This is a genomic window from Pseudomonas panipatensis (assembly GCF_900099785.1).
GTDB classification, from domain to species: Bacteria; Pseudomonadota; Gammaproteobacteria; order Pseudomonadales; family Pseudomonadaceae; genus Pseudomonas; species Pseudomonas panipatensis.
Genome location: NZ_FNDS01000004.1, coordinates 374,997 through 397,872, shown reverse-complemented (window position 1 = coordinate 397,872; position 22,876 = coordinate 374,997). Strand labels below are relative to the sequence as shown.

25 protein-coding genes, 1 tRNA gene and 1 pseudogene are annotated in these 22,876 nt (G+C 61.6%); 22 read left to right on the top strand and 5 right to left on the bottom strand.

The annotated features are described in order from the left end of the window. Position 1 precedes the first annotated feature (1 nt). The gene (locus BLQ74_RS12155) at positions 2 to 1,717 is read right to left on the bottom strand and encodes a proline--tRNA ligase (RefSeq protein ID WP_090262814.1); all 1,716 of its coding nucleotides are present in this window, start codon (positions 1,715 to 1,717) and stop codon (positions 2 to 4) included. A gap of 110 nt (positions 1,718 to 1,827) precedes the next feature. Between BLQ74_RS12155 and BLQ74_RS12150 the strand changes: the two genes are divergently transcribed. Further along, on the top strand, positions 1,828 to 2,235 hold the full coding sequence (locus BLQ74_RS12150) for a PaaI family thioesterase (protein ID WP_090262914.1): 408 nt from the start codon (positions 1,828 to 1,830) through the stop codon (positions 2,233 to 2,235). A 72-nt stretch (positions 2,236 to 2,307) separates the two neighbouring features. Here the strand turns inward: BLQ74_RS12150 and BLQ74_RS12145 are convergent, their stop codons facing one another. Then, complete coding sequence (locus tag BLQ74_RS12145) at positions 2,308 to 3,636, bottom strand: OprD family porin (RefSeq protein WP_090262813.1); 1,329 nt, start codon at positions 3,634 to 3,636, stop codon at positions 2,308 to 2,310. 710 nt (positions 3,637 to 4,346) lie between these two features. Between BLQ74_RS12145 and BLQ74_RS12140 the strand changes: the two genes are divergently transcribed. Both BLQ74_RS12140 and BLQ74_RS12135 read left to right on the top strand, forming a co-directional pair. Next, the gene (locus BLQ74_RS12140) at positions 4,347 to 4,772 is read left to right on the top strand and encodes an HIT family protein (RefSeq protein WP_090262812.1); all 426 of its coding nucleotides are present in this window, start codon (positions 4,347 to 4,349) and stop codon (positions 4,770 to 4,772) included. A gap of 3 nt (positions 4,773 to 4,775) precedes the next feature. Further along, a complete protein-coding gene (locus tag BLQ74_RS12135; RefSeq protein ID WP_090262811.1) occupies positions 4,776 to 4,982 on the top strand; it encodes a SlyX family protein in 207 nt (68 codons plus the stop codon). Positions 4,983 to 5,035: 53 nt separating this feature from the next. On the opposite strand, the gene BLQ74_RS27015 is transcribed toward BLQ74_RS12135, so the two are convergent. Both BLQ74_RS27015 and BLQ74_RS27930 read right to left on the bottom strand, forming a co-directional pair. Then, positions 5,036 to 5,305 carry a cold-shock protein gene (locus tag BLQ74_RS27015; RefSeq protein ID WP_139199059.1) on the bottom strand — a complete coding sequence of 90 codons (270 nt, stop codon included), beginning with the start codon at positions 5,303 to 5,305 and terminating at the stop codon, positions 5,036 to 5,038. A 66-nt stretch (positions 5,306 to 5,371) separates the two neighbouring features. Continuing rightward, positions 5,372 to 5,629, bottom strand: a pseudogene (locus BLQ74_RS27930) (cold shock domain-containing protein membrane protein); the annotation flags it as partial. Positions 5,630 to 6,096: 467 nt separating this feature from the next. Between BLQ74_RS27930 and BLQ74_RS12125 the strand changes: the two are divergent. The 17 genes from BLQ74_RS12125 to nadA all read left to right on the top strand — a co-directional run bounded on the left by BLQ74_RS12125 (position 6,097) and on the right by nadA (position 19,746). Next, positions 6,097 to 6,366: an FmdB family zinc ribbon protein gene (locus BLQ74_RS12125; protein WP_090262809.1), complete on the top strand. Its 270-nt coding sequence runs from the start codon at positions 6,097 to 6,099 to the stop codon at positions 6,364 to 6,366. 43 nt (positions 6,367 to 6,409) lie between these two features. Further along, positions 6,410 to 8,185, top strand: coding sequence for an aspartate--tRNA ligase (aspS, locus tag BLQ74_RS12120; RefSeq protein WP_090262808.1), 1,776 nt, complete (start codon positions 6,410 to 6,412; stop codon positions 8,183 to 8,185). A 67-nt stretch (positions 8,186 to 8,252) separates the two neighbouring features. Further along, entirely contained in the window at positions 8,253 to 8,999 is a 747-nt protein-coding gene (locus BLQ74_RS12115; protein WP_090262807.1) for a YebC/PmpR family DNA-binding transcriptional regulator, read from the top strand. Between the two features lie 84 nt (positions 9,000 to 9,083). Next, positions 9,084 to 9,608 carry a crossover junction endodeoxyribonuclease RuvC gene (gene ruvC, locus BLQ74_RS12110; RefSeq protein ID WP_090262806.1) on the top strand — a complete coding sequence of 175 codons (525 nt, stop codon included), beginning with the start codon at positions 9,084 to 9,086 and terminating at the stop codon, positions 9,606 to 9,608. Positions 9,609 to 9,634: 26 nt separating this feature from the next. Then, complete coding sequence (ruvA, locus tag BLQ74_RS12105; protein ID WP_090262805.1) at positions 9,635 to 10,240, top strand: Holliday junction branch migration protein RuvA; 606 nt, start codon at positions 9,635 to 9,637, stop codon at positions 10,238 to 10,240. Between the two features lie 10 nt (positions 10,241 to 10,250). Next, positions 10,251 to 11,309 carry a Holliday junction branch migration DNA helicase RuvB gene (gene ruvB, locus BLQ74_RS12100; protein ID WP_090262804.1) on the top strand — a complete coding sequence of 353 codons (1,059 nt, stop codon included), beginning with the start codon at positions 10,251 to 10,253 and terminating at the stop codon, positions 11,307 to 11,309. A gap of 52 nt (positions 11,310 to 11,361) precedes the next feature. Further along, positions 11,362 to 11,808 (top strand): tol-pal system-associated acyl-CoA thioesterase, encoded by a 447-nt coding sequence (gene ybgC, locus BLQ74_RS12095; RefSeq protein ID WP_090262803.1) that lies wholly within the window; start codon positions 11,362 to 11,364, stop codon positions 11,806 to 11,808. 1 nt (position 11,809) lies between these two features. Further along, positions 11,810 to 12,505, top strand: a complete 696-nt coding sequence (tolQ, locus tag BLQ74_RS12090) for a protein TolQ (protein WP_090262802.1) — start codon at positions 11,810 to 11,812, stop codon at positions 12,503 to 12,505. Between the two features lie 23 nt (positions 12,506 to 12,528). Beyond that, on the top strand, positions 12,529 to 12,993 hold the full coding sequence (gene tolR, locus BLQ74_RS12085; protein ID WP_090262801.1) for a protein TolR: 465 nt from the start codon (positions 12,529 to 12,531) through the stop codon (positions 12,991 to 12,993). Beyond that, positions 12,993 to 14,057 (top strand): cell envelope integrity protein TolA, encoded by a 1,065-nt coding sequence (gene tolA / locus BLQ74_RS12080; protein ID WP_374441995.1) that lies wholly within the window; start codon positions 12,993 to 12,995, stop codon positions 14,055 to 14,057. Before tolR ends, tolA begins: the two co-directional genes overlap by 1 nt. Beyond that, positions 14,054 to 15,355 carry a Tol-Pal system beta propeller repeat protein TolB gene (gene tolB / locus BLQ74_RS12075; protein ID WP_090262799.1) on the top strand — a complete coding sequence of 434 codons (1,302 nt, stop codon included), beginning with the start codon at positions 14,054 to 14,056 and terminating at the stop codon, positions 15,353 to 15,355. The genes tolA and tolB overlap by 4 nt, the downstream gene beginning before the upstream one ends. A gap of 52 nt (positions 15,356 to 15,407) precedes the next feature. Further along, complete coding sequence (gene pal, locus BLQ74_RS12070) at positions 15,408 to 15,914, top strand: peptidoglycan-associated lipoprotein Pal (RefSeq protein WP_090262798.1); 507 nt, start codon at positions 15,408 to 15,410, stop codon at positions 15,912 to 15,914. A 6-nt stretch (positions 15,915 to 15,920) separates the two neighbouring features. Continuing rightward, a complete protein-coding gene (ybgF, locus tag BLQ74_RS12065) occupies positions 15,921 to 16,760 on the top strand; it encodes a tol-pal system protein YbgF (RefSeq protein ID WP_090262797.1) in 840 nt (279 codons plus the stop codon). 202 nt (positions 16,761 to 16,962) lie between these two features. Continuing rightward, positions 16,963 to 17,610, top strand: coding sequence for a 7-carboxy-7-deazaguanine synthase QueE (queE, locus tag BLQ74_RS12060; RefSeq protein WP_090262913.1), 648 nt, complete (start codon positions 16,963 to 16,965; stop codon positions 17,608 to 17,610). A gap of 34 nt (positions 17,611 to 17,644) precedes the next feature. Then, positions 17,645 to 18,319 carry a 7-cyano-7-deazaguanine synthase QueC gene (queC, locus tag BLQ74_RS12055; protein WP_090262796.1) on the top strand — a complete coding sequence of 225 codons (675 nt, stop codon included), beginning with the start codon at positions 17,645 to 17,647 and terminating at the stop codon, positions 18,317 to 18,319. A 59-nt stretch (positions 18,320 to 18,378) separates the two neighbouring features. Further along, positions 18,379 to 18,454: transfer RNA gene (locus BLQ74_RS12050), tRNA-Lys, on the top strand. A gap of 233 nt (positions 18,455 to 18,687) precedes the next feature. Further along, positions 18,688 to 19,746 (top strand): quinolinate synthase NadA, encoded by a 1,059-nt coding sequence (nadA, locus tag BLQ74_RS12045; protein WP_090262795.1) that lies wholly within the window; start codon positions 18,688 to 18,690, stop codon positions 19,744 to 19,746. A gap of 61 nt (positions 19,747 to 19,807) precedes the next feature. On the opposite strand, the gene BLQ74_RS12040 is transcribed toward nadA, so the two are convergent. Beyond that, on the bottom strand, positions 19,808 to 21,244 hold the full coding sequence (locus BLQ74_RS12040; RefSeq protein ID WP_090262794.1) for a M48 family metalloprotease: 1,437 nt from the start codon (positions 21,242 to 21,244) through the stop codon (positions 19,808 to 19,810). Between the two features lie 239 nt (positions 21,245 to 21,483). Here BLQ74_RS12040 and BLQ74_RS12035 point away from each other — a divergent pair, with 239 nt between their 5' ends. Continuing rightward, positions 21,484 to 21,735: a sulfurtransferase TusA family protein gene (locus tag BLQ74_RS12035; RefSeq protein WP_090262793.1), complete on the top strand. Its 252-nt coding sequence runs from the start codon at positions 21,484 to 21,486 to the stop codon at positions 21,733 to 21,735. 51 nt (positions 21,736 to 21,786) lie between these two features. Further along, positions 21,787 to 22,860 carry an AI-2E family transporter gene (locus tag BLQ74_RS12030; RefSeq protein WP_090262792.1) on the top strand — a complete coding sequence of 358 codons (1,074 nt, stop codon included), beginning with the start codon at positions 21,787 to 21,789 and terminating at the stop codon, positions 22,858 to 22,860. The last annotated feature ends 16 nt before the right edge of the window (positions 22,861 to 22,876 follow it).

The following is a 22,876-nucleotide window of genomic DNA, read 5'->3' as shown; positions in this document are numbered from 1 at the left end:
CTCAGTTACCGATCTTCGCCATCAGGAAGGACTTCAGATCGTCCAGGGCGATGTTCTGCGACTCGGTGTCACGGCGTCCCTTGTATTCCAGGGTGCCTTCGGCCAGGCCGCGATCGCTGACCACGATGCGGTGCGGGATGCCGATCAGCTCCATGTCGGCGAACTTGACGCCCGGGCTGGTCTTCTTGTCGCGGTCGTCCAGCAGCACTTCGAAGCCGGCCGCGGTGAGTTCCGCGTACAGTTTGTCGGTGGCCGCGCGCACGCTCTCGGTTTCGTATTTCAGCGGCACGATGGCGATCTGGAAGGGGGCCAGGGCCGCCGGCCAGAGAATGCCGCGCTCGTCGTAGTTCTGCTCGATGGCCGCAGCAACCACGCGGGATACGCCGATGCCATAGCAGCCCATGATCAGGGTGACGGGCTTGCCCTGCTCGTTGAGCACGGTGAGGTTCATCGCCTCGCTGTACTTGGTGCCGAGCTGGAAGATGTGCCCGACTTCGATGCCGCGGCGGATGACCAGGGTGCCTTGGCCATCCGGGCTCGGGTCGCCAGCCACGACATTGCGCAGGTCGGCGACTTCCGGCAGCGGCAGGTCGCGCTCCCAGTTGACGCCGAAGTAGTGCTTGTCATCGATGTTGGCGCCGATGGCGAAGTCGCTCATCAGGGCGACGGAGCGATCGACGATGCACGGCAGCGGCAGGTTCAGTGGGCCGAGGGAGCCGGGGGCGGCGCCGATGGCGGCCTTGATCTCGGCTTCGCTGGCCATCTGCAGCGGGCTTGCCACCTGCGGCAGGTTGGCAGCCTTGATTTCGTTCAGTTCGTGGTCGCCGCGGATGATCAGGGCGATCAGCTTGCCTTCTTCCGAACCATGCACGACCAGGGTCTTGATGGTCTTTTCGATGGCCAGGCCGAATTTCTCCACCAGGTCCGCGATGGTCTTGGTCGCGGGGGTATCGACCAGGCGCAGTTCCTCGCTGGCCGCTGCGCGAACGGTTTCCCGCGGCAGGGCTTCGGCTTTTTCGATGTTGGCGGCGTAGTCGGAACTGTCGCTGAAGACGATGTCGTCTTCGCCGGAGTTGGCCAGCACATGGAATTCGTGGGAGCCACTGCCACCGATGGAGCCGTTGTCCGCCTGCACCGGGCGGAAGTCCAGGCCGAGGCGGGTAAAGACCTTGCAATAGGCGTCGTACATGCCGTCATAGGTCTGCTGCAGCGAATCCTGGCTGAGGTGGAAGGAGTAGGCGTCCTTCATGATGAATTCGCGGCCGCGCATCAGGCCGAAGCGCGGACGGATCTCGTCGCGGAACTTGGTCTGGATCTGGTACATGTTGATCGGCAGCTGCTTGTAGCTGTTCAGCTCGTTGCGCGCCAGATCGGTGATCACTTCTTCGTGGGTCGGACCGACGCAGAATTCCCGCTCATGGCGGTCCTTCAGGCGCAGCAGCTCCGGGCCGTACTGTTCCCAGCGGCCGGACTCCTGCCAGAGCTCGGCAGGCTGGATGGCCGGCATCAGCACTTCCAGGGCGCCAGCGGCGTTCATTTCCTCGCGGACGATGGCTTCAGCCTTGCGCAGCACCCGCAAGCCCATCGGCAGCCAGGTATAGAGGCCGGATGCCAGCTTGCGGATCATGCCGGCGCGCAGCAGCAACTGATGGCTGATGACCACAGCATCGGAAGGGGTTTCTTTCAGGGTGGACAGCAGGTACTTACTGGTACGCATCTTTGGCCGTTATATCGGTTGCGAGGGGGAGGTAGGCTGGGCATTGTACGGCGCAGGTCCAGCCGCGTACAGGGCGCGGCATGCACAGAAGGAGGTGCCCGGTGAGTCGTCTGAGTGCAGCGCAGGTTCAGTCTTTCATCCGCTCCGGACTGCCCATGGCGGAGGAGTTGGATTTTCGTGTCGACGCTTTGCACGAACGTAGCGCCCTGACCCGAATGCCGTTCCATGGCCGGATGCTGCGTCCGGGGGGAACCATCTCCGGGCCGACCATCATGGCACTCGCCGATGCGGCCATGTATGCGGTGATACTCGGGCATCTGGAAGGCGTGGAAATGGCGGTGACGTCCAACCTCAATATCAATTTCCTTAGTAAGCCCAGGCCGGAAGATCTGCTGGCGGAGGCTCGGATACTGAAAATAGGACGGCGGCAGGTGGTTTGCGAAGTCTCTGTTTCCTCGCAGGGCAAGCGCGACGAACTGGTTGCCCATGTCACGGGTACCTATGTGCTGCCTGGCTGAAAGGATCTCGAAGCGCAATGAAAAAGCCCGGCAGATGCCGGGCTTTTTCATGTCGCATGAGTAGCGTATCGATTACAGAATCGACAGCGGGTACTCGGCGATCAGGCGGAACTCGTTGACGCTGCCGCCAGTGGAAGCGCTGCCGCCGTGCCATGCTTGACGCACGCGCAGGGACAGGTCCTTGGCCGGGCCGTCCTGCAGGACGTACTTGGCTTCGAGGTTGGTCTCGTGTTCCTTGTCGTCGCTACCGTAGAAGCCTTCGTAAGCGCTGCCAGCGCCAACCTTGGTGCCGTCGATGTCTTTACCGTAGACGTAACGGGTCATGAAGGTCAGGCCAGGAACGCCGTACTCTTTCATGTTCAGGTCGTAGCGAGCCTGCAGGGACTTCTCACCCGGGCCGTTGAAGTCGGACCACTGGATGGAGTTGGCGAGGAAGATGGAGTCGCCGCCATCGCCCGGGCCGTTCTTGCCGAAGCCAACGTAGTCGAACGGCTGATCGCTATCGACTTGCTGGTAGGCCAGGGTCAGGGTGTGAGCAGTCAGGAAGGTGTAAGCGGCGGCCAACGACCAGGTGGTGTTGTTGATGCTGCCGGCTTTCGCGCTGCCTTCATCCAGGGTGCGGTAGATGTTGAAGTCGAAGCCCAGGGACTGGCCTTCGCTGATCGGCAGGGTGTAGTTGGCGTTGCCGTAGTACTGGCGCCATACGTCTTCGAACTCGGAGCCGTACAGGGAGACGCTGGCATTGTCGGTGATGGCGTATTTGCCGCCGACGAAGCTGGCTGCGCGGGTGGTGACACCGGCGTAGGTGGCGAAGATTTCGCCGTCATGGTTGACGTCGCTGACGCCAGTGGCGCTGGTGAAGCGACCGGCTTCCACGTCCAGGCCGGTGATTTCACTGCTCTGCAGGTTGAAACCATTGGCGGTTTGCGGAACCAGGCGGGTGCCGCCAGCAGCGAAGACCGGAGCGGTCGGCTGCATGGTACCGACTTTCAGCTCGGTCTTGGAAACGCGGACTTTGACTGCCGCGCCAGCGCGGGAGAAGTCCTTCTGCATTTCGCCGTTGTTGTCGACCTGGGTGTAGCCGCTGCCAATGTGGCCGTCGCTACCATCCAGTTTGATGTCCAGGTAACCGAAGGCGTCAACGCCGAAACCGACGGTGCCTTGGGTGAAGCCGGACTGGAAGTTGCCCAGCAGCGCGTAAGTCCAGTCACGCGGATCCGGCGCATCGCCGTTGTTACGCTGACGGTTGAAATAGGCGCTCTTGTTGGTCAGCACGAGGCTGCTGTCTTCGACAAAGCCTTTGGCATCGGCTTGGCTGCTGACGAAAGCGTCGGCCATTGCCAGTTGCGTGCTGCCTGCAGAAACCGCCAAGGCGATGGCGCTCCACTTCATCACTTTCATTGTGATTGCTCCTTTGGTTTTGAAGTTATCTGCCATCACACTGCCGCAGTGACGGCTTGTTCTTTTTGTCGGCGCTAACTTATAGCACGCGTGTTCTCTTGGCGATAGTTGCAGGAAACTTCAGACGAAATCTTTGTGAGGCTGTCGCAAACATGCATGCAGAATGTCGCATCTGGGCAGGTCATCATCTTCAGGACTCTGTACCGAGATGGCGCCGCTTTGGGCGAAGTGCTGCATTTCCTCAGGTTCGATACGTCGTTGGTTATTTTTTATTCAGTTTCCTGGGCTGCTGTTAATTCCCTTTTGCCGGGTGAAGTGCTTCTAGCAACAAGTGTGCACAAAAGCACTTCGTAGTCCCTGTTACGCATCTGGCATGTGTTTAAGCGGTTAGGTCGAAAATTTCAAGAACTTGCGCGCCTGTTTGTGATGGTCGTGCAAAAGAGCGTAGTCGCTCGTAGCGCGTCTGTTCGCATGAGAAGTCGACCTGTTCCGTGCCGTTGCCTGACAGAAGTCTGACAGAGCGTTCATTCGCCCTGTTGTCGGAAAATTGATTCGGGCGCGTTTGCACGAATACGGGGCTGGTCGCGGGCCGGTGCTCCGTGCTGGGGCGGGATGTGTCTGTGCCCTACCTTTAGTATCCTGCGTGGCCGTTGTTCCCGGTCCGGGGGCTAAGCTTTCTTTGAGTGAGTAGTCGAACAGGAGAAGTTGCGATGTTCGTCCTGGATTCCCGTCTTCAGCAGGACACAGTAGCGCTGGGAGATTTCCCGCTGAGCCGGCTGTTGCTGATGAATGATGCGCAGTATCCCTGGTTCATCCTGGTGCCGCGGCGTGAGGATGTCAGTGAGATTTTCCAGTTGGCTCCTGATGATCAGCAGCAGTTGTGGCATGAGGCGGCCGGCCTGGCTGAGGTCCTCAAGGACACGTTCCAGGCTGACAAGATGAATGTTGCCAATCTCGGCAATGTCGTCAGCCAGTTGCACGTCCATGTCATCGTGCGTCGACGTGACGATGCGGCTTGGCCAGGGCCGGTGTGGGGCAAGCATCCGCCGCAGCCATACTCCGCGGACGCACTGCAAGCGTTGCGTGGGAAGCTGCGTATGGTGCTGGGCGATGATTTTCGCTTCGAGCAGGAGTGAGCGATGGGACTGGAAGAGCGTGTGGCCGATCTGGAAAGTCGTCTGGCATTTCAGGATGACGCCATGCAGACGCTGAGTGATGTGGTGTACGAGCAGGAGCGGGTGATCGAGCGCCTGCGTCTGCAGATGCAGGTGCTGATCAAGCGTCTGGAAGAGTTGCAGGGGGAGGTGGGCGTCGCTGACGACGAGGCGCCGCCGCCACATTATTGAGTGCGTAAAGAAAAAGCCCGCCGAATTGGCGGGCTTTTTCATGCCGTTGGCGCTTAGCGACGGCCGGGCAGGGCGGCGATCACGTCTTCCGCCTGCAGGCCTTTGTCGCGTTGCACGACGGAGAACTCCACGCGCTGGCCTTCGATCAGGATGCGGTGGCCCTCGCCGCGGATGGCGCGGAAGTGCACGAAAATGTCTTCGCCGCTGTCCCGGGAAATGAAGCCGAAGCCCTTGGAGGTGTTGAACCATTTCACGGTGCCGGTTTCCCGGTCTTCTGCGCTTGCTTGCGGCTGTTGCGCGGCCTGTGGTTGGCTTTTGTTCAGCTTGCCGACCAGTTGCAGGGCTGCGGCGACGGCGAGAATCAGCAGTGGTAGCAGGATGGCGGGCTGGTCGCCGATGGCGGGCAGCGGCGCCAGGAGAATCAGGATCTGCAGGACTACCGCCAGAACGATGAGTGCGGATACCAGGCTTTGTACTTGCTGGGTTTTGCTGCTGGTGGGGGTGAGCAGCAGGCTGGTCAGGCCGAGCAGTGCCAGGTAAACGGCATCGGCGTTCTGCAGGTACGGGATGGCATCGGCACGCAGTGTCGGGATGAAGGACAGTAAGAGCGCGATGGCGCCCGTCAGTAGATGGACGATTTTCAGCATGGTTATGGATTCACCTTGAGCGGGTAACGAAGAAGCAGCCGTTCGGCAAGGCAGCCCGGAACGATAAAAGAGGGCTGGCGAAGACCGGCGGCCTATGCGCGAGGCGCACGGCGGGTATTTAACAGCAAACCGGTAGCCTTCTCAAATCAACTGCTTAGCGCATTTGGATGTGTGCCGGAGAGTGGCGGGATAGATGGCTGGCAAGCCTTTTGAGGGCGATCTCCGGCTGGTCTTGTCCTGCGCTGGCTGGTTTGCCGGTAGCGGGGCGTGCCGGGGCGGGTCTTCACTGCGTCGGTGGTTTCGTTACGCAGGGCTTCTTCTATTTATACGGGTACAGGCAAATGTGGCTGAGGGTCTGATCGGCGCTCCCGGGCTGGCGGCTGCAAGCCTTGGTTTTTTCAGGCTATAATCCGCGCCTTTGCCGCGGGATGCGGGCCCGCGGTGTGACCGTCAGTCAAGGTGTCCCGATGCCGATTTACGAATACCAGTGCCGCTCCTGCAGCCATCAGCTGGAAGCCATTCAGAAATTCAGCGATGCGCCGTTGGTCGATTGTCCGGCCTGCAAGGCCCCCGAATTGAAGAAGATGTTGTCCGTCCCCGGTTTCCGCCTCAGCGGTGGTGGCTGGTACGAGACTGATTTCAAGACCGGCGCGAAGAAGAACCTGGCGTCTTCCGATGCGCAGCCGGCCTGCCCCGCCACGGGGTGCGGCGCTGGCACCTGTGCTGCCGGCGAATGAGCGGTTCCACCGAATCCAAGACTTGCGAGAAGCGAAACACACCATGATGCGCAGCCACTATTGCGGCCAATTGAACGAGAGCCTGGACGGCCAGGAAGTCACGCTTTGCGGTTGGGTGCACCGCCGCCGCGACCACGGCGGGGTGATCTTCCTCGACGTGCGCGACCGCGAAGGTCTGGCTCAGGTGGTATTCGACCCGGATCGCGCCGAGACCTTCGCCAAGGCCGACCGCGTGCGCAGCGAGTACGTGGTGAAGGTCACCGGCAAGGTGCGTCTGCGCCCGGCTGGCGCGGTGAACACGAACATGGCCTCCGGTGCCATCGAAGTCCTGGGTTATGAGCTGGAAGTACTGAACCAGGCTGAGACGCCGCCGTTCCCGCTGGACGAATACTCCGATGTGGGCGAGGAAACCCGCCTGCGCTATCGCTTCATCGACCTGCGTCGCCCGGAAATGGCCGCCAAGCTGAAGTTGCGTGCACGCATCACCAGCAGCATCCGCCGTTACCTGGACGAGAACGGCTTCCTCGACGTCGAGACGCCGATCCTCGGTCGTCCGACCCCGGAAGGCGCCCGTGACTATCTGGTGCCGAGCCGTACCTATCCGGGCCACTTCTTCGCCCTGCCGCAGTCGCCCCAGCTGTTCAAGCAACTGCTGATGGTTGCCGGCTTCGACCGCTACTACCAGATCGCCAAGTGCTTCCGCGACGAAGACCTGCGCGCCGATCGCCAGCCGGAATTCACCCAGATCGACATCGAGACCAGCTTCCTCGATGAAAGCGACATCATGGGCATCACCGAGAAGATGATCCGCCAGCTGTTCAAGGAAGTGCTGGATCTGGAGTTCGACGAATTCCCCCACATGACCTTCGAAGAAGCCATGCGTCGCTACGGTTCGGACAAGCCGGACCTGCGCATTCCGCTGGAGCTGGTCGACGTCGCCGACCAACTGAAAGAGGTCGAGTTCAAGGTCTTCAGCGGCCCGGCCAACGATGCCAAGGGGCGCGTCGCCGCCCTGCGCGTACCGGGCGCCGCTTCCATGCCGCGTAGCCAGATCGACGATTACACCAAGTTCGTCGGCATCTACGGCGCCAAGGGCCTGGCTTACATCAAGGTCAACGAGCGCGCCAAGGGCGTCGAAGGCCTGCAGTCGCCCATCGTCAAGTTCATCCCCGAGGCCAACCTGAACGTGATCCTCGATCGCGTCGGTGCGGTGGATGGCGACATCGTGTTCTTCGGCGCCGACAAGGCGAAGATCGTGTGCGATGCCCTGGGTGCTCTGCGCATCAAGGTCGGCCACGATCTCAAGCTGCTCACCAAAGAGTGGGCACCGATGTGGGTCGTCGACTTCCCGATGTTCGAAGAGAACGACGACGGCAGCCTGACCTCGCTGCACCACCCGTTCACTTCGCCGAAGTGCACTCCGCAAGAACTCGAAGCCAACCCGGCTGCCGCGTTGTCCCGCGCCTACGACATGGTGCTCAACGGTACCGAGCTGGGCGGCGGTTCCATCCGTATCCACGACAAGGCGATGCAGCAGGCGGTATTCCGCGTGCTGGGCATCGACGAGGCCGAGCAGGAAGAGAAGTTCGGTTTCCTCCTCGATGCCCTGAAGTTCGGTGCGCCGCCGCATGGTGGCCTGGCCTTCGGCCTGGATCGCCTGGTGATGCTGATGACCGGTGCCGCGTCGATCCGCGAAGTGATCGCCTTCCCGAAAACCCAGAGCGCCGGCGATGTCATGACCCAGGCTCCGGGCACCGTGGATGGCAAGGCGCTGCGCGAGCTGCACATCCGCCTGCGCGAGCAGCAGAAGGCCGAGTAAACCGATTCAACCCGCAGCGGCGCCCCGAGCGGCGCCGCTCGCTGCAACACGAGATACGGAGTGAGTTATGGCTGGTCATTCCAAATGGGCCAACATCAAGCACCGCAAAGAGCGCCAGGATGCCAAGAAAGGCAAGATCTTCACCAAGCTGATCCGCGAGCTGACGGTCGCGGCCAAGCAGGGTGGCGGCAGTCCGGCTGACAATCCGCGTCTGCGCCTGGCTGTGGACAAGGCGCTGACCGCCAACATGACCCGCGACACCATCGACCGCGCCATCGCTCGCGGTGTGGGCTCCAACGACGCGGACAACATGGAAGAGCTGACTTATGAAGGTTACGCGCCGAGCGGCGTGGCCATCATCGTCGAAGCGATGACCGACAACCGCAACCGGACCGCGGCGGAGGTGCGTCATGCCTTCAGCAAGTGCGGTGGCAACCTTGGCACCGATGGGTCGGTGGCCTACATGTTCGATCGCAAGGGACAGATCAGCTTCGCTCCCGGCGTCAACGAAGACGCCCTGATGGAAGCCGCTCTGGAAGCTGGCGCCGATGACGTGGTGACCAACGATGACGGTTCCATCGACGTCTTCACCAGTTTCACCGACTTCATCGCGGTCAACGAAGCCTTGAATGCCGCCGGCTTCAAGGGTGAGGAAGCGGAGATCTCGATGATCCCCTCGACCACCGCTACCCTGGACCTGGAAACCGCGCAGAAAGTGCTCAAGCTGATCGATATGCTCGAGGACCTGGATGACGTGCAGAACGTCTATTCCAATGCGGATATCCCTGACGAGGTGATGGCTCAGCTTGGCTGATCCAATCGCAATCAGGGGCAACGAGCCGGAAGTTGGAGGCGCCATACCTGGCTGCTCCGGCTTCCGGTTTTTAGTGTCCGGCTCATGACATTGATTCTGGGTATCGACCCCGGCTCGCGAATCACCGGCTTCGGCGTGGTGCGCGATACCGGCCGTGGCTGCGAGTACGTCGCTTCCGGTTGCATCCGTACCGGCGCCGGTCCTTTGCACGAGCGCCTGCAGATCGTCTTTCGCGGTGTGCGCGAGGTGATTCAGACCTATCGGCCGACCATGATGGGCATCGAGCAGGTGTTCATGGCGCGCAACGCCGATTCGGCGCTGAAGCTCGGTCAGGCCCGTGGCGCGGCCATAGTGGCGGCGGCGGAAGAGGGGCTGGAAATCGCCGAATACACCGCCAGCCAAGTCAAACAGGCCATCGCCGGCACCGGCGGCGCAGACAAGCAGCAGGTGCAGATGATGGTCATGCACTTGCTGAAACTGACCCAGAAGCCGCAGATCGATGCCTCCGACGCCCTGGCCATCGCCCTGTGCCATGCCCATACCCGCCAGAGCCTGGTGCCGCACGGCCTGGCGACGGCGCGGCGCCGTGGCGGGCGCTTGCGCCTGTGACCCTACTTTCTTAAGGACGCTTACCCGTGATCGGACTTCTGCGTGGCACCCTGGCGGAAAAACAGCCGCCGCACCTGATTCTCGACGTCAACGGCGTCGGCTATGAGCTGGAGGTCCCGATGACCACGCTCTACCGCCTGCCCGCCCTTGGCGAGCCGGTGATGCTGCATACGCACCTGGTGGTGCGCGAGGATGCGCACTTGCTGTACGGCTTTGCCGAAAAGCGCGAGCGCGAGCTGTTCCGCGAACTGATCCGCCTCAATGGGGTCGGTCCGAAGCTGGCTCTGGCGCTGATGTCCGGATTGGAGGTCGATGAACTGGTGCGTTGCGTGCAGGCCCAGGACACCTCCACGCTGGTGAAGATCCCCGGTGTCGGCAAGAAGACCGCCGAGCGCTTGCTGGTCGAACTCAAGGACCGCTTCAAGGCTTGGGAAAATATACCGTCGATCGCACCGCTGGTGGCTGAACCGAAACTCGTCGCGGCAGTCTCAAGCGCCGAAGCGGATGCCGTCAGCGCGTTGATTGCGCTAGGCTTCAAGCCGCAAGAAGCGAGCCGCGCCGTGGCCGCCGTGGAGGAACAAGGTTTGTCCAGCGAAGAACTCATCCGTCGTTCGCTCAAAGGCATGGTCTAGGTAGCCGCGCATGATCGAGACCGATCGTCTGATTTCCGCCGCCGGCAGCCGCGAGCGCGATGAGCAGTTGGATCGTGCCATCCGCCCGCTGAGTCTTTCCGACTACATTGGCCAGCCCGTCGTGCGCGAACAGATGGAGCTGTTCATTCGGGCCGCCCAGGGGCGCAAGGAAGCACTCGACCATACCCTGATCTTCGGTCCTCCAGGGCTGGGCAAGACCACCCTGGCGAACATCATTGCCCAGGAAATGGGCGTGTCGATCAAGAGCACTTCCGGCCCGGTGCTGGAGCGCCCGGGGGATCTGGCGGCGCTGCTGACCAATCTCGAACCTGGCGATGTGCTCTTCGTCGACGAGATCCATCGGCTTTCACCGATCGTCGAGGAAGTGCTTTATCCGGCGATGGAAGATTTCCAGCTGGACATCATGATTGGTGAAGGACCGGCCGCGCGCTCGATCAAGCTCGATCTGCCGCCATTCACCCTGGTTGGCGCCACCACGCGTGCCGGCATGCTGACCAACCCGCTGCGCGATCGTTTCGGTATCGTCCAGCGCCTGGAGTTCTACAGCGTCGACGACCTCGCCACCATCGTCGGCCGCTCAGCCAGCATTCTTGGTCTGAGCATGGACCCGGCCGGGGCGTTCGAAATCGCCCGGCGCGCCCGCGGCACTCCGCGTATTGCCAATCGCCTGTTGCGCCGTGTGCGGGATTTCGCCGAAGTGCGCGGTACCGGCGCCATCAGCAGCGATGTCGCCGACAAGGCGTTGAACCTGCTGGACGTGGATGAACGGGGCTTCGACCATCAGGACAGGCGCCTGCTGCTGACCATGATCGACAAGTTCGACGGGGGACCGGTGGGGCTGGACAACATCGCCGCAGCCATCGGTGAAGAAAAACATACGATTGAGGATGTGCTGGAGCCCTATTTGATCCAGCAAGGCTATATCATGCGCACGCCGCGTGGACGGGTCGTCACCCGTCACGCGTATCTGCATTTCGGCCTGAAGTTGCCGAAGCGGATGGGCGAGGGGCCGGTTGCGGATCTTTTCTCGCATGAAGATGGTAATTAATTGCATTTGTGGGCGATTGCCGATTGGCAAAGCCCCGACTTGGTTCTAGAGTATGCGCGCGCAACACGGGGATCAGCCGTTCGAGCATCGCTTCCGGGTCTATTACGAAGACACTGATGCGGGCGGCATCGTCTACTACGTCAACTACCTCAAGTTCATGGAGCGGGCTCGTACCGAGCGGCTGCGCGCCTTGGGCTTTGCCCAATCGCAGCTGGTGGGGGAAAACCTGCTTTTCGTCGTGCATTCGGCCGAGGCGCGCTATCACGCGCCGGCGCGTCTGGACGACGAGCTGATCGTCAGCGCCGAGGTCGAGGAGTTGAACCGTGCGAGCCTGCGATTCCGTCAACAGGTTCGCCGAGCGACGGATTCGGCCTTGTTATGCGAAGGTCGATTCCTGGTGGCATGCGTGCGAGCCGATAATCTGAAGCCTCGCGCCATCCCCGAAGTGTTGCGTGCGGCATTTGCCGGCAGTCCGGACACCCTTTCAGCAGGAGATTAATGTGGAACCGAACGTCGTTGACCATACCTCCATGTGGAGCCTGATCAGCAACGCCAGTCTGGTGGTGCAACTGGTCATGCTGATCCTCGTGGCCGCCTCGGTCACTTCTTGGATCATGATTTTCCAGCGCAGCAATATGATGCGCTCGGCGAAGAAGGCCCTGGATGGCTTCGAGGAGCGCTTCTGGTCGGGCATCGACCTGTCCAAGCTCTATCGCCAGGCCGGCAGCAACCCCGACCCGGATTCCGGCGTCGAGCAGATCTTCCGCGCCGGCTTCAAGGAGTTCTCCCGCCTGCGCCAGCAGTCCGGTGTCGATCCGGACGCCGTGATGGAAGGTGTGGCGCGTGCCATGCGCGTGGCCATCTCGCGTGAGGAAGAGAAGCTGGAAACCAGCCTGCCGTTCCTCGCTACCGTGGGTTCCACCAGCCCCTACGTCGGCCTGTTCGGCACCGTCTGGGGGATCATGAACTCCTTCCGCGGCCTGGCCGCTGTACAGCAGGCCACCCTGGCCACCGTCGCCCCGGGTATCGCCGAGGCCCTGGTCGCCACCGCCATCGGTCTGTTCGCCGCGATTCCGGCGGTTATCGCCTACAACCGTTTCGCCGCGCGGGCGGAATTGCTGATCGGCCGCTACTACACCTTCGCTGACGAGTTCCAGGCCATCCTGCACCGCAAAGTGCACACCAGCGACGATTGAGACGACGTAAGAGGTAAGCCGATATGGCAAGGGTCCGTCACAAACGCAAGCCGGTCGCTGAAATGAACGTGGTGCCATACATCGACGTGATGCTGGTACTGCTGGTGATTTTCATGGTGACCGCGCCAATGCTGAACCAGGGGGTCAAAGTCGACCTGCCCAAGGTATCCAGCGAAGCGCTCCCGCAGGACAACGATTCGCGGGTGCTGACCATCTCGATCAAGGCTGACAAGACTTACTACTGGAACATGGGCTCGGAAGTCGACCCGGACCAGGGCAAGAAGACTCAGACCGCGGTATCCCTCGATCAACTGGTGAGCGCTGCCAGCGCCATCATGCGCGAGAACAGCAGCCAGGGTAAGAAAGTGCAGGTCTTCGTCCGTGGTGACAAGGCTGTCGACTACGGTGCCGTCATGGCCGTCATGGGCGGCCTGCAGAAGGCTGGCGTAGGTAATGTCGGGCTGATTACCGAGGCGCCCGGATCTTGATGCAACTCGAACGCTCTCCGTCGGAAAGCTACTTCTGGCCGGTAGTCCTGGCCGTAGCGCTGCACGTCCTGATTTTCGCCATGCTCTTCGTCAGCTGGGCTATGACGCCCGAGCTGCCGCCTGCGAAACCGATCGTGCAGGCTACGTTGTACCAGCTGAAATCCAAGAGCCAGGCAACCCAGCAGACTAACCAGAAGATTGCCGGGGAGGCGAAGAAGACCTCAGCCAAGCAATACGAGCAGGAACAGCTGGAGCAAAAGAAGGTCGAGCAAGAAGCTGTAGCCGCCAAGGCGGAACAAAAGAAAGCCGACGACGCTCGAAAGGCGGCTGAAGCGGAAAAAGCGGCCGAAGCAGCCAAGGCTGCCGAGGCGAAGAAGGCCGAAGAGGTGGCGAAGAAGGCGGAAGAGTCCGCCAAGAAAGCTGCCGAAGCCAAGGCCGCGGAAGAGAAGAAGCAGGCGGATATCGCCAAGAAGAAGGCTGAGGAAGAGGCCAAGAAAGAGGCCGCTGAGGAAGCCAAGAAGCAGGCTGCCGAGGAGGCCAAGAAGAAGGCCGCCGAGGAAGCCAAGAAAAAGGCGGAGGAAGAAGCCAAGAAGCTGGCTGCCGCCGAAGAGGCCAAGAAAAAAGCCGCTGCGGAAGCCGCCAAGAAGAAGGCTGCTGCCCAGGCTGCGGCGAAAAAGGCTCAAGAGGACAAGAAGGCCCAGGCCCTTGCCGAGTTGTTGTCGGATGACACGCAACGGCAGCAGGCGCTGGCCGATGAACAGGGCAACGAGGTGGCTGGAAACTTCGATGACCTGATTCGCTCGCGGGTTTCCGAGGGGTGGTCGCGTCCGCCATCGGCCCGTAAAGGGATGAGTGTTACCGTGCAGATCAGCATGCTGCCCGATGGCACCATCACCAATGCGACCGTCGTACACTCCAGCGGTGACAAACCGTTCGATAACTCCGCCGTCAGTGCGGTGAAGAACGTCGGTCGAATTACTGAAATGCAGGGTCTGAGTCCGAAGGACTTCAATCCCTACCGTTCGTTCAAGATGACCTTCACGCCTGAGGACCTCGCGCCGTGATCAAGATTTTCAGAGGATTGCTGGTGGCCCTGCTCTGTGTAGCGGGAGTCGCGCTGGCAGATGAGAAGAACATTCTGGTGACCAGCGGCTCCGATCGTGCCGTACCGATCGCTGTCGTACCCTTCGGTTGGCAGGGCGGCAGTGTCCTTCCCGAGGACATTTCCACCATCGTTGGCAATGACCTGCGCAATTCCGGCTACTTCGAGCCGATTCCGCGGCAGAACATGATCAGCCTGCCGGCCCAGCCCGGCGAGGTGATCTACCGCGACTGGCAGGCCCTTGGCGCGCAGTACGTGCTGATCGGTAATATCGTGCCGGCCGGCGGTCGCTTGCAGGTGCAGTACGGCCTGTTCAACGTCGCCACCCAGCAGCAGATCCTCACCGGTAGCGTCGGCGGTAGCACCGACCAACTGCGTGACATGTCGCACTACATCGCCGACCAGGCCTTCGAGAAACTCACCGGCATCAAGGGCGCCTTCGCCACTCGCCTGCTGTACGTCACCGCGGAGCGTTTCTCGGCCGACAACACCCGTTACACCCTGCAGCGCTCCGACTATGACGGTGCGCGCCCGGTGACCCTGCTGCAGTCGCGCGAGCCCATCCTGTCGCCGCGCTTCTCCCCGGATGGCCGTCGCATCGCCTATGTGTCCTTCGAGCAGAAGCGTCCGCGTATCTTCATGCAGTACGTCGACACTGGTCGTCGCGAGCAGCTGACGAACTTCGAAGGCCTCAACGGCGCCCCTGCCTTCTCTCCTGATGGCAATCGCCTGGCGATGGTGCTGTCGCGCGACGGCAACCCGGAGATCTATGTGATGGACCTGGGGTCGCGCCAGCTGCGTCGACTGACCAACAATGCGGCGATCGACACCGAACCCTTCTGGGGTAAGGATGGTTCGACCCTGTACTTCACTTCGGACCGTGGCGGCAAGCCGCAGATCTACAAGATGAACGTCAACAGCGGTGCGACCGATCGAGTGACCTTCGTGGGTAACTACAACGCCAACCCGAAACTGTCGGCGGACGAGAAGACCCTGGTGATGGTGCATCGTCAGGACGGCTTCACCAACTTCCAGATCGCTGCCCAGGACCTTCAGCGCGGCAGTCTGCGCGTGCTCTCCAACACCACGCTGGACGACTCGCCCACTGTCGCGCCCAATGGCACCATGCTAATCTACGCCACCCGCCAGCAGGACCGGGGCGTGTTGATGCTCGTCTCCATCAACGGACGTGTTCGGTTGCCGCTACCCACCGCCCAGGGCGACGTGCGCGAGCCTTCCTGGTCCCCTTACCTGAACTGACGGTTGCCAACTGTTTAAAATTTATACACTGGGGTTCATTAGGAGTTACATGATGGAAATGCTGAAATTCGGCAAATTTGCTGCGCTGGCTCTGGCCATGGCGGTGGCTGTGGGCTGCTCCTCCAAGGGCGGCAACGCTTCTGGTCAAGGCGCCAACGGTGGTGTCGACCCGAACGCTGGCTATGGCGCAAACAGCGGTGCCGTTGACGGCAGCCTGAGCGACGAAGCCGCTCTGCGTGCAATCACCACCTTCTACTTCGAGTACGACAGCTCCGACCTGAAGCCGGAAGCCATGCGCGCTCTGGACGTACACGCCAAAGACCTGAAAGGTAGCGGCCAGCACGTTGTCCTGGAAGGCCACACCGACGAACGCGGCACCCGCGAGTACAACATGGCTCTGGGTGAGCGTCGTGCCAAGGCCGTTCAACGCTACCTGGTTCTGCAGGGCGTTTCCCCGGCTCAGCTGGAGCTGGTTTCCTACGGTAAAGAGCGTCCGGTTGCCACTGGCCATGACGAGCAGTCCTGGGCTCAGAACCGTCGCGTTGAGCTGAAGAAGTAAGACCCTATGCGCTTGCGATTCCTCACCTTGATGGTCTGCGGCCTGCCCCTGGTGGCGGCCGCCGCGGTTCCAGTAGTGGATGGTAACGATGGCGGCTACGCCAGCGCGCCGCCCTCGGGGTACGGCACCGCAGGCGCCGATGGTGCTTATGCCGGAGGCGGGGCGGCGACTGCCGCTCCCGTCTCCGGGCAAGCCCAGCTGTTCATGCAGTTGCAGCAGATGCAGGATGAGTTGTCCCGCCTGCGCGGCACGCTGGAAGAACAGCAGAACCAGATCCAGCAGTTGAAGCAGGAGAGCCTTGAGCGTTATCAAGACCTCGACCGGCGTATCTCCAGTGGCGCCGCAGGCGCTGCTCCTCAGAATCCATCCGCCGACGGTAGCGCTGCTGCCGCGGGCGGTGCAGCGGCTGGTGCGGCCGCTGCCCAGCAACAGCAGCAGGCTCAGCCTGCCAGCAGTGAGCCGGGCGATCCCGCCAAAGAAAAGCTCTACTACGACGCTGCGTTCGACCTGATCAAGGCCAAGGACTTCGACAAGGCCAGCCAGGCCTTCGGGGCGTTTCTGCGCAAATACCCGAACAGTCAGTATGCAGGCAATGCCCAGTACTGGCTGGGTGAGGTGAACCTCGCCAAGGGAGACCTGCAGGGTGCCGGCCAGGCATTCGCCAAGGTCAGCCAGGGCTACCCGGGCAGTCCCAAGGTGCCTGACTCGCTGTACAAGCTGGCCGACGTAGAGCGCCGTCTGGGTAACAACGACAAGGCCCGTGGCATTCTTCAGCAGGTGGTCGCTCAGTATCCGGGCAGTTCCGCAGCGCAGCTGGCCCAGCGTGATCTGAAGAGCCTCAAGTAACGGCTCTTCTCCGCTAGCCGAAAAGCCCGCGCCAGTCGCGGGTTTTTTCGTTAGAATCGCCGCTGCTCGGGGCTTTGGCGTGGTTTCAGCTCGGCTGATGTCCACGACCGCCGCCGAGTCCATCGAACGTCGCTCTGCCGCGTTCCCCTATTCAACGCAACGGAGGCGGATGGCCTGTTTCGCCGTCATGCCCGTGGCTGATATGCAACAAACCCTGCGAATCACCGAGATTTTCTACTCGTTGCAGGGGGAAGCGCGCACCGTCGGTTTGCCGACTGTGTTCGTACGCCTGACCGGCTGTCCCCTGCGCTGCCAGTACTGCGACTCCGCCTATGCCTTCAGTGGCGGCGACATCATCGCCCTGGATGCCATCCTCGAGCGCGTGGCGGCTTACCGGCCTCGCTATGTCTGCGTCACCGGTGGCGAACCCCTGGCTCAGCCCAACTGCATCCCGCTGCTGCAGCGCTTGTGCGATGCTGGCTATTCAGTCTCCCTGGAAACCAGCGGTGCGCTGGATATCTCCGCGACCGATCGGCGTGTCAGTCGAATCCTTGATCTGAAAACGCCGGGCTCTGGTGAGGTTGCGCGCAACCGCTATGAAAACATTGCCGAGCTGACGCCGAACGACCAGGTGAAGTTCGTCATCTGCTCACGGGAAGACTACGACTGGGCGGTTTCCAAGTTGATCGAGTACCGCTTGCAGGAGCGTGCCGGCGAGGTGCTGTTTTCACCGAGCTACCAGCAGGTAGAGGGTAGGACCCTGGCCGACTGGATCGTTGCCGACAATCTGCCGGTACGCTTCCAGTTGCAGTTGCACAAGATTCTCTGGAACGATGAGCCTGGCCGTTGAGCCTTCAGCTTCCTGCTTGGAAAGGGCAGCAGACATGAATGAGAAGAAAGCGGTAATCCTGCTCTCGGGTGGTCTCGATTCCGCCACCGTGGTCGCCATGGCCAAGGCCGAGGGCTATGCCTGTTACACCATGAGTTTCGATTATGGCCAGCGCCATCGCGCCGAACTCCAGGCTGCCGAGCGCGTGGCTCGGCAACTCGGCGTGGTCGAGCACAAGGTGATCGGTCTCAATCTGAACGGCATCGGCGGCTCGGCCCTGACCGATAGTAGTATCGCCGTGCCCGAGGCGCCCAGCGCGGGCATCCCGGTAACCTACGTGCCGGCTCGCAATACCGTGTTCCTCTCCCTGGCTTTGGGCTGGGCCGAGGTACTCGGTGCGCGCGATATCTTTATCGGGGTGAATGCTGTGGATTACTCCGGTTACCCGGATTGCCGTCCGGAGTTCGTCGAGGCCTTCGAGCGCATGGCCAACCTGGCGACCAAGGCTGGGGTGGAGGGCGATGGCTTCCGCATTCAGGCGCCGCTGCAATTCCTCTCCAAGGCCCAGATCATCGAGGCTGGCATGGCGCGCGGGGTGGATTACGCGCTGACGGTTTCCTGCTATCAGGCAGACGATCAGGGGCAGGCTTGTGGGAAATGTGACAGCTGCCGACTGCGCGCTGAAGGCTTCGCCGCGGCCGGTGTTCAGGACCCGACGCGATATTTTTAAAAAAAGTTTTCGAGGGGTGTTGTTTTTACGTTAGAAATCAGTATTATACGCCTCGCGTTGGGTCGTTAGCTCAGTCGGTAGAGCAGTTGGCTTTTAACCAATTGGTCGTAGGTTCGAATCCTACACGACCCACCAACTTCCAAAGCCCGTGATCTCTGATCACGGGCTTTTTTGCATTCGCGGTCCAGATTTGATCAGTGCTGTGCCGGCGATATCTCTGCCGGAGCCAGCGAGGTGTGCGTGCCCGTTGTCTCTGAACGCTTGCTGGCTTGTCGTTCAGTGCCTTTGTCAGCAGGATCGCGTCTTGCCCAGAGGGCGGTGTAAAATTTTCCCGACTCGCAGTCGTCCCCCGCAGGTGTAGTGAAGACATGACGCATATATCCGAACGCCTCCTGGTCCAGGCTCATCTCGCCGCCAAGCAGCCCAAGCCGCTGACGCCGCAGCAGGAAGCCGAGTACCGCGCGGCCATCGCCGCCGAACTGAAGGCGCAGAATGCCGTGCTGGTGGCGCATTACTATTGCGATCCGGTGATCCAGGCGCTGGCCGAGGAAACTGGCGGCTGCGTTTCCGACTCCCTTGAGATGGCCCGTTTCGGTAACCAGCATCCGGCACAGACCGTGGTGGTCGCCGGCGTACGCTTCATGGGCGAGACGGCGAAGATCCTCAATCCCGAGAAGCGCGTGCTGATGCCGACCCTGGAGGCGACCTGCTCGCTCGATCTGGGCTGTCCGATAGAGGAGTTTTCGGCTTTCTGTGACAAGCACCCGGAGCGCACCGTGGTGGTCTACGCCAATACCTCGGCGGCGGTCAAGGCGCGTGCCGACTGGGTGGTGACCTCCAGTTGCGCGGTGGAGATCGTTGAACACCTGATGGATAACGGTGAGCCCATTCTCTGGGCGCCGGACCAGCATCTGGGCCGCTATATCCAGCGTGAGACCGGCGCCGATATGCTGCTCTGGGATGGTTCCTGCATCGTCCATGAAGAGTTCAAGGCCAAGCAGTTGGAGGACCTCAAGGCGCTTTATCCAGACGCCGCCGTGCTGGTTCACCCGGAGTCTCCGGAAGCCGTGGTCGAACTGGCCGATGCCGTGGGCTCGACCAGTCAGTTGATCAAGGCCGCGCAGACGCTGCCGAACAAGCGCTTCATCGTCGCCACTGACCGCGGCATCTTCTACAAGATGCAGCAGCTGTGCCCGGACAAGGAGTTCATCGAGGCGCCGACCGCCGGTAATGGCGCCACCTGCCGGAGTTGTGCGCATTGCCCCTGGATGGCCATGAACACTCTGGAGCGAGTCCTGGCTTGCCTGAAAGAGGGTAGTGGGGAAATCTTCGTCGACCCGGCGCTGATCCCCAAGGCAATCAAACCGCTCAAGCGCATGCTCGACTTCACCCAGGCCGCGCGGCTCAAGGTGACGGGCAATGCCTGATTGCTCGCGATGAGAAGGAAAAAGCCCGGCAATGCCGGGCTTTTTCGTTTCTGCTGGCGTCTCAGCCGCGCATCATTTCCTTGAGGATTTTCTCCTGGTCGCGGAACTCCTGCTGCCGCGCATCCAGTTTGGCCGCGAGCTGGAAGTTGCCGCCGGCGCGGCGCTTGGCGTAGTCCAGTTGTTCGATGGCGTGCTTGTAATCGCCGGTCAGCGCCATGTATTCGGCGCGGGCCTGGTGTACGCCAATGGCGTTGCCGCTGACCGTGCGGGCATCAGCCAGGCGGCCCCAGACGTCCGGATCCAGCGGGCGTTCCTGGGAGAGCTTGGCCAGGATCTTCTCGGCTTCGGCGGCTTTGTTGAGCTTGAGCAGTACATCCGTCTGGGTCTGGATCAGCGGGTAGCTGTTGGGGTACTGGTTCAGCAGTCGTTGAATCCGACTCAGGGCGTCATTGGGTTTGTTGGCGGTGATGTCGATGTCGACCTGGGCCAGGTTGTAGACAATGTCATTGGGCGCCTTGCTCAACAGCGGCTGCAGCGTCGAGCGGGCCTCGTTGAGCTGGCCGATGCGTGTCTGCGACAGGGCCAGGCCATAGCGCGCGGCATCCAGCTTGGGGTTGTCGTCGAGCATGGCGCGGAAGCGTTTGCCGGCGATTCCTGGACTTTCCTCGAAGATCAGTTGCACACGAGCGCGCATTTGCTGGTAGTACAGCGAGTCTTCCTTGCCGTTCTGTGGATACTGCTCCGCGCGGTTGCGGGTGTCGGCGATACGCGAATCGGTCACCGGGTGAGTCAGCAGGAATTCTGGCGGTTTGGCGTCGTAGCGATACTGGCGCGCCAGTCGTTCGAACATGTCGGGCATCGAGCGCGGGTCGTAGCCGGCGCGGACCAGGTTGACCACGCCAACGCGGTCGGCCTCTTGTTCGTTCTCTCGGGAGAAATGCAATTGGCTCTGGATTGCGGCGGCCTGGGTCGAGGCGATGGTGGCGATACCGGCGTCGCCGGCACCCGCCGCGGCGGCGACGATGCCGGCCAGCATGGCGGCCATCACCGGAATCTGCATGCGCTGTTGGGCTTCCACGCCGCGGGCGAAGTGGCGCTGGATCAGGTGGCCGAGTTCGTGGGCGAGGACCGCGGCGTACTCGCCTTCGGTCTGGGCATAGAGGAACAGGCCGCCGTTGACCCCGATGACCCCGCCGGGAGCGGCGAAGGCGTTGATCTGCGCGTCCTTGATGAGAATGAAGGCCAGGCGGTGATCTTGCAGGTCGCTGGTTTCCGCCAGGCGATAGACGCTGGATTCGACGAAGTCCTTGAGCAGCGGGTCGCTGATCGAGTCGACCTGGTTGCGCAGCATGCTCAGCCAGGCGCGACCGAGCTGGAATTCCTGCTCAGGGGAGACGATGGCCGAGCTGGAGTCTCCCAGGGCGGGCAGATCGTCCGCCATCAGTGGCGTGGCCAGCAGACAGGCGAGTGACAACAGAGCGGGGCGCAGTACTTTCATGTACAAGGGGCTCGTTCCGAGAAAGACACTACTTTAGCCGCAGGCCCGCGCCACTGCCTAGGTTCCGTGCGAAGTCGCCGCTGCTGGCGGGGGATGTGGGCCGGGAATCGATCGCTGTGTCTTATAGGGGCTCACCCTGAAGGTTCTCTTAATGCCCGCGAGCATGGCCGTATGGCTGTCGGCAGGTGAGTTTTTCCGACGATTCGGTATCCTTGAGCGCCTTGTCCGGAGAGTTCGCAATGCCTTCTGTCCCATCGTCCGACCTCCCGTGTGACGCGGAGCTGGACGCCAGCGGTCTGAATTGTCCCCTGCCTCTTTTGAAGGCCAAGCTGGAGCTGAATCGTCTGCCCAGTGGCGCCGTGCTCAAGGTCACGGCCACCGACGCCGGTTCGCAACGCGATTTTCGCGTGTTCGCCGATCTGGCCGGTCACCAGCTGTTGCGCGAAGAGGCTGAAGAGGGCGTTTACCGTTATTGGCTGCGCAAGAAATAGCCTTTTCTTTCCTGGCGCCCGCGCGTGCGCTGAGTCTCCGCAGGAATCCCGATGCTCAAAGTTCTACAAGACTGGATGCAGCGTTACTTCTCCGATGAGGAGGCGGTGGTGCTGGCGGTCATCCTGGTGCTTGGCTTCACCGTCATTCTGGCGTTCGGCCGCATGCTCGCGCCGGTGCTTGCGGCCGTGGTCATCGCTTTCCTGATCCAGGGCTTGCAAGGTTTCCTCGAGCGCCGGCGAGTGCCGCATCTGTTCGCCGTATGGCTGGTGTATGCGCTCTTCCTGGGGATCTTGGCGTTGTTCCTGCTGGTGCTGGTACCGCTCCTCTGGAAGCAGTTGTTCACCCTGTTCAATGAGTTGCCGCGCATGCTCGGCGAGTGGCAGACGGTGCTGTTGATGCTGCCGGAGCGCTATCCGGAGATGATCACCGAGGAGCAGGTGCTGAAGATCATCGAGGCATCGCGCAACGAGCTTGGCCAGTTGGGGCAGTGGGCGTTGACCTTCTCCCTCTCCGGGCTGCCGGTGCTGGTCAATGTGATGATCTACCTGGTGCTGGTGCCGATCCTGGTGTTCTTCTTCCTCAAGGACCGCCGCCGCTTCTACTTCTGGTTCCGTGCCTACCTGCCGCGTGAGCGTGGCTTGATGAAGCAGGTCTGGGCGGAGATGAACAAGCAGATCGCCAATTATATCCACGGCAAGGTCGTCGAGATTTTCATTACCGGCGTGGCGACCTATATCGCCTTCGTCGTGCTCGGGCTCAACTATGCCGCGCTCCTGGCTCTGCTGGTCGGACTGTCGGTGGTGGTGCCCTATATCGGCGCGGTGGTGGTCACGGTGCCGGTGGCGCTGATCGGGCTCTTCCAGTGGGGCTGGAGCGATCAGTTCATCTACCTGATGGTCGCCCACGCGATCATCCAGGGGTTGGACGGTAATGTGCTGGTGCCGTTGTTGTTTTCCGAGGCGGTCAACCTGCACCCGGTGGCGATCATTTGCGCGGTGCTGCTGTTCGGCGGGCTCTGGGGTTTCTGGGGGGTGTTCTTCGCGATCCCGCTGGCAACGCTGGTGAAGGCCGTGCTGGACGCCTGGCCGCGCGAGCCGGACGTCAAGGTCAGCCCGCTGATGTGATGCCCGTGGGCATGAA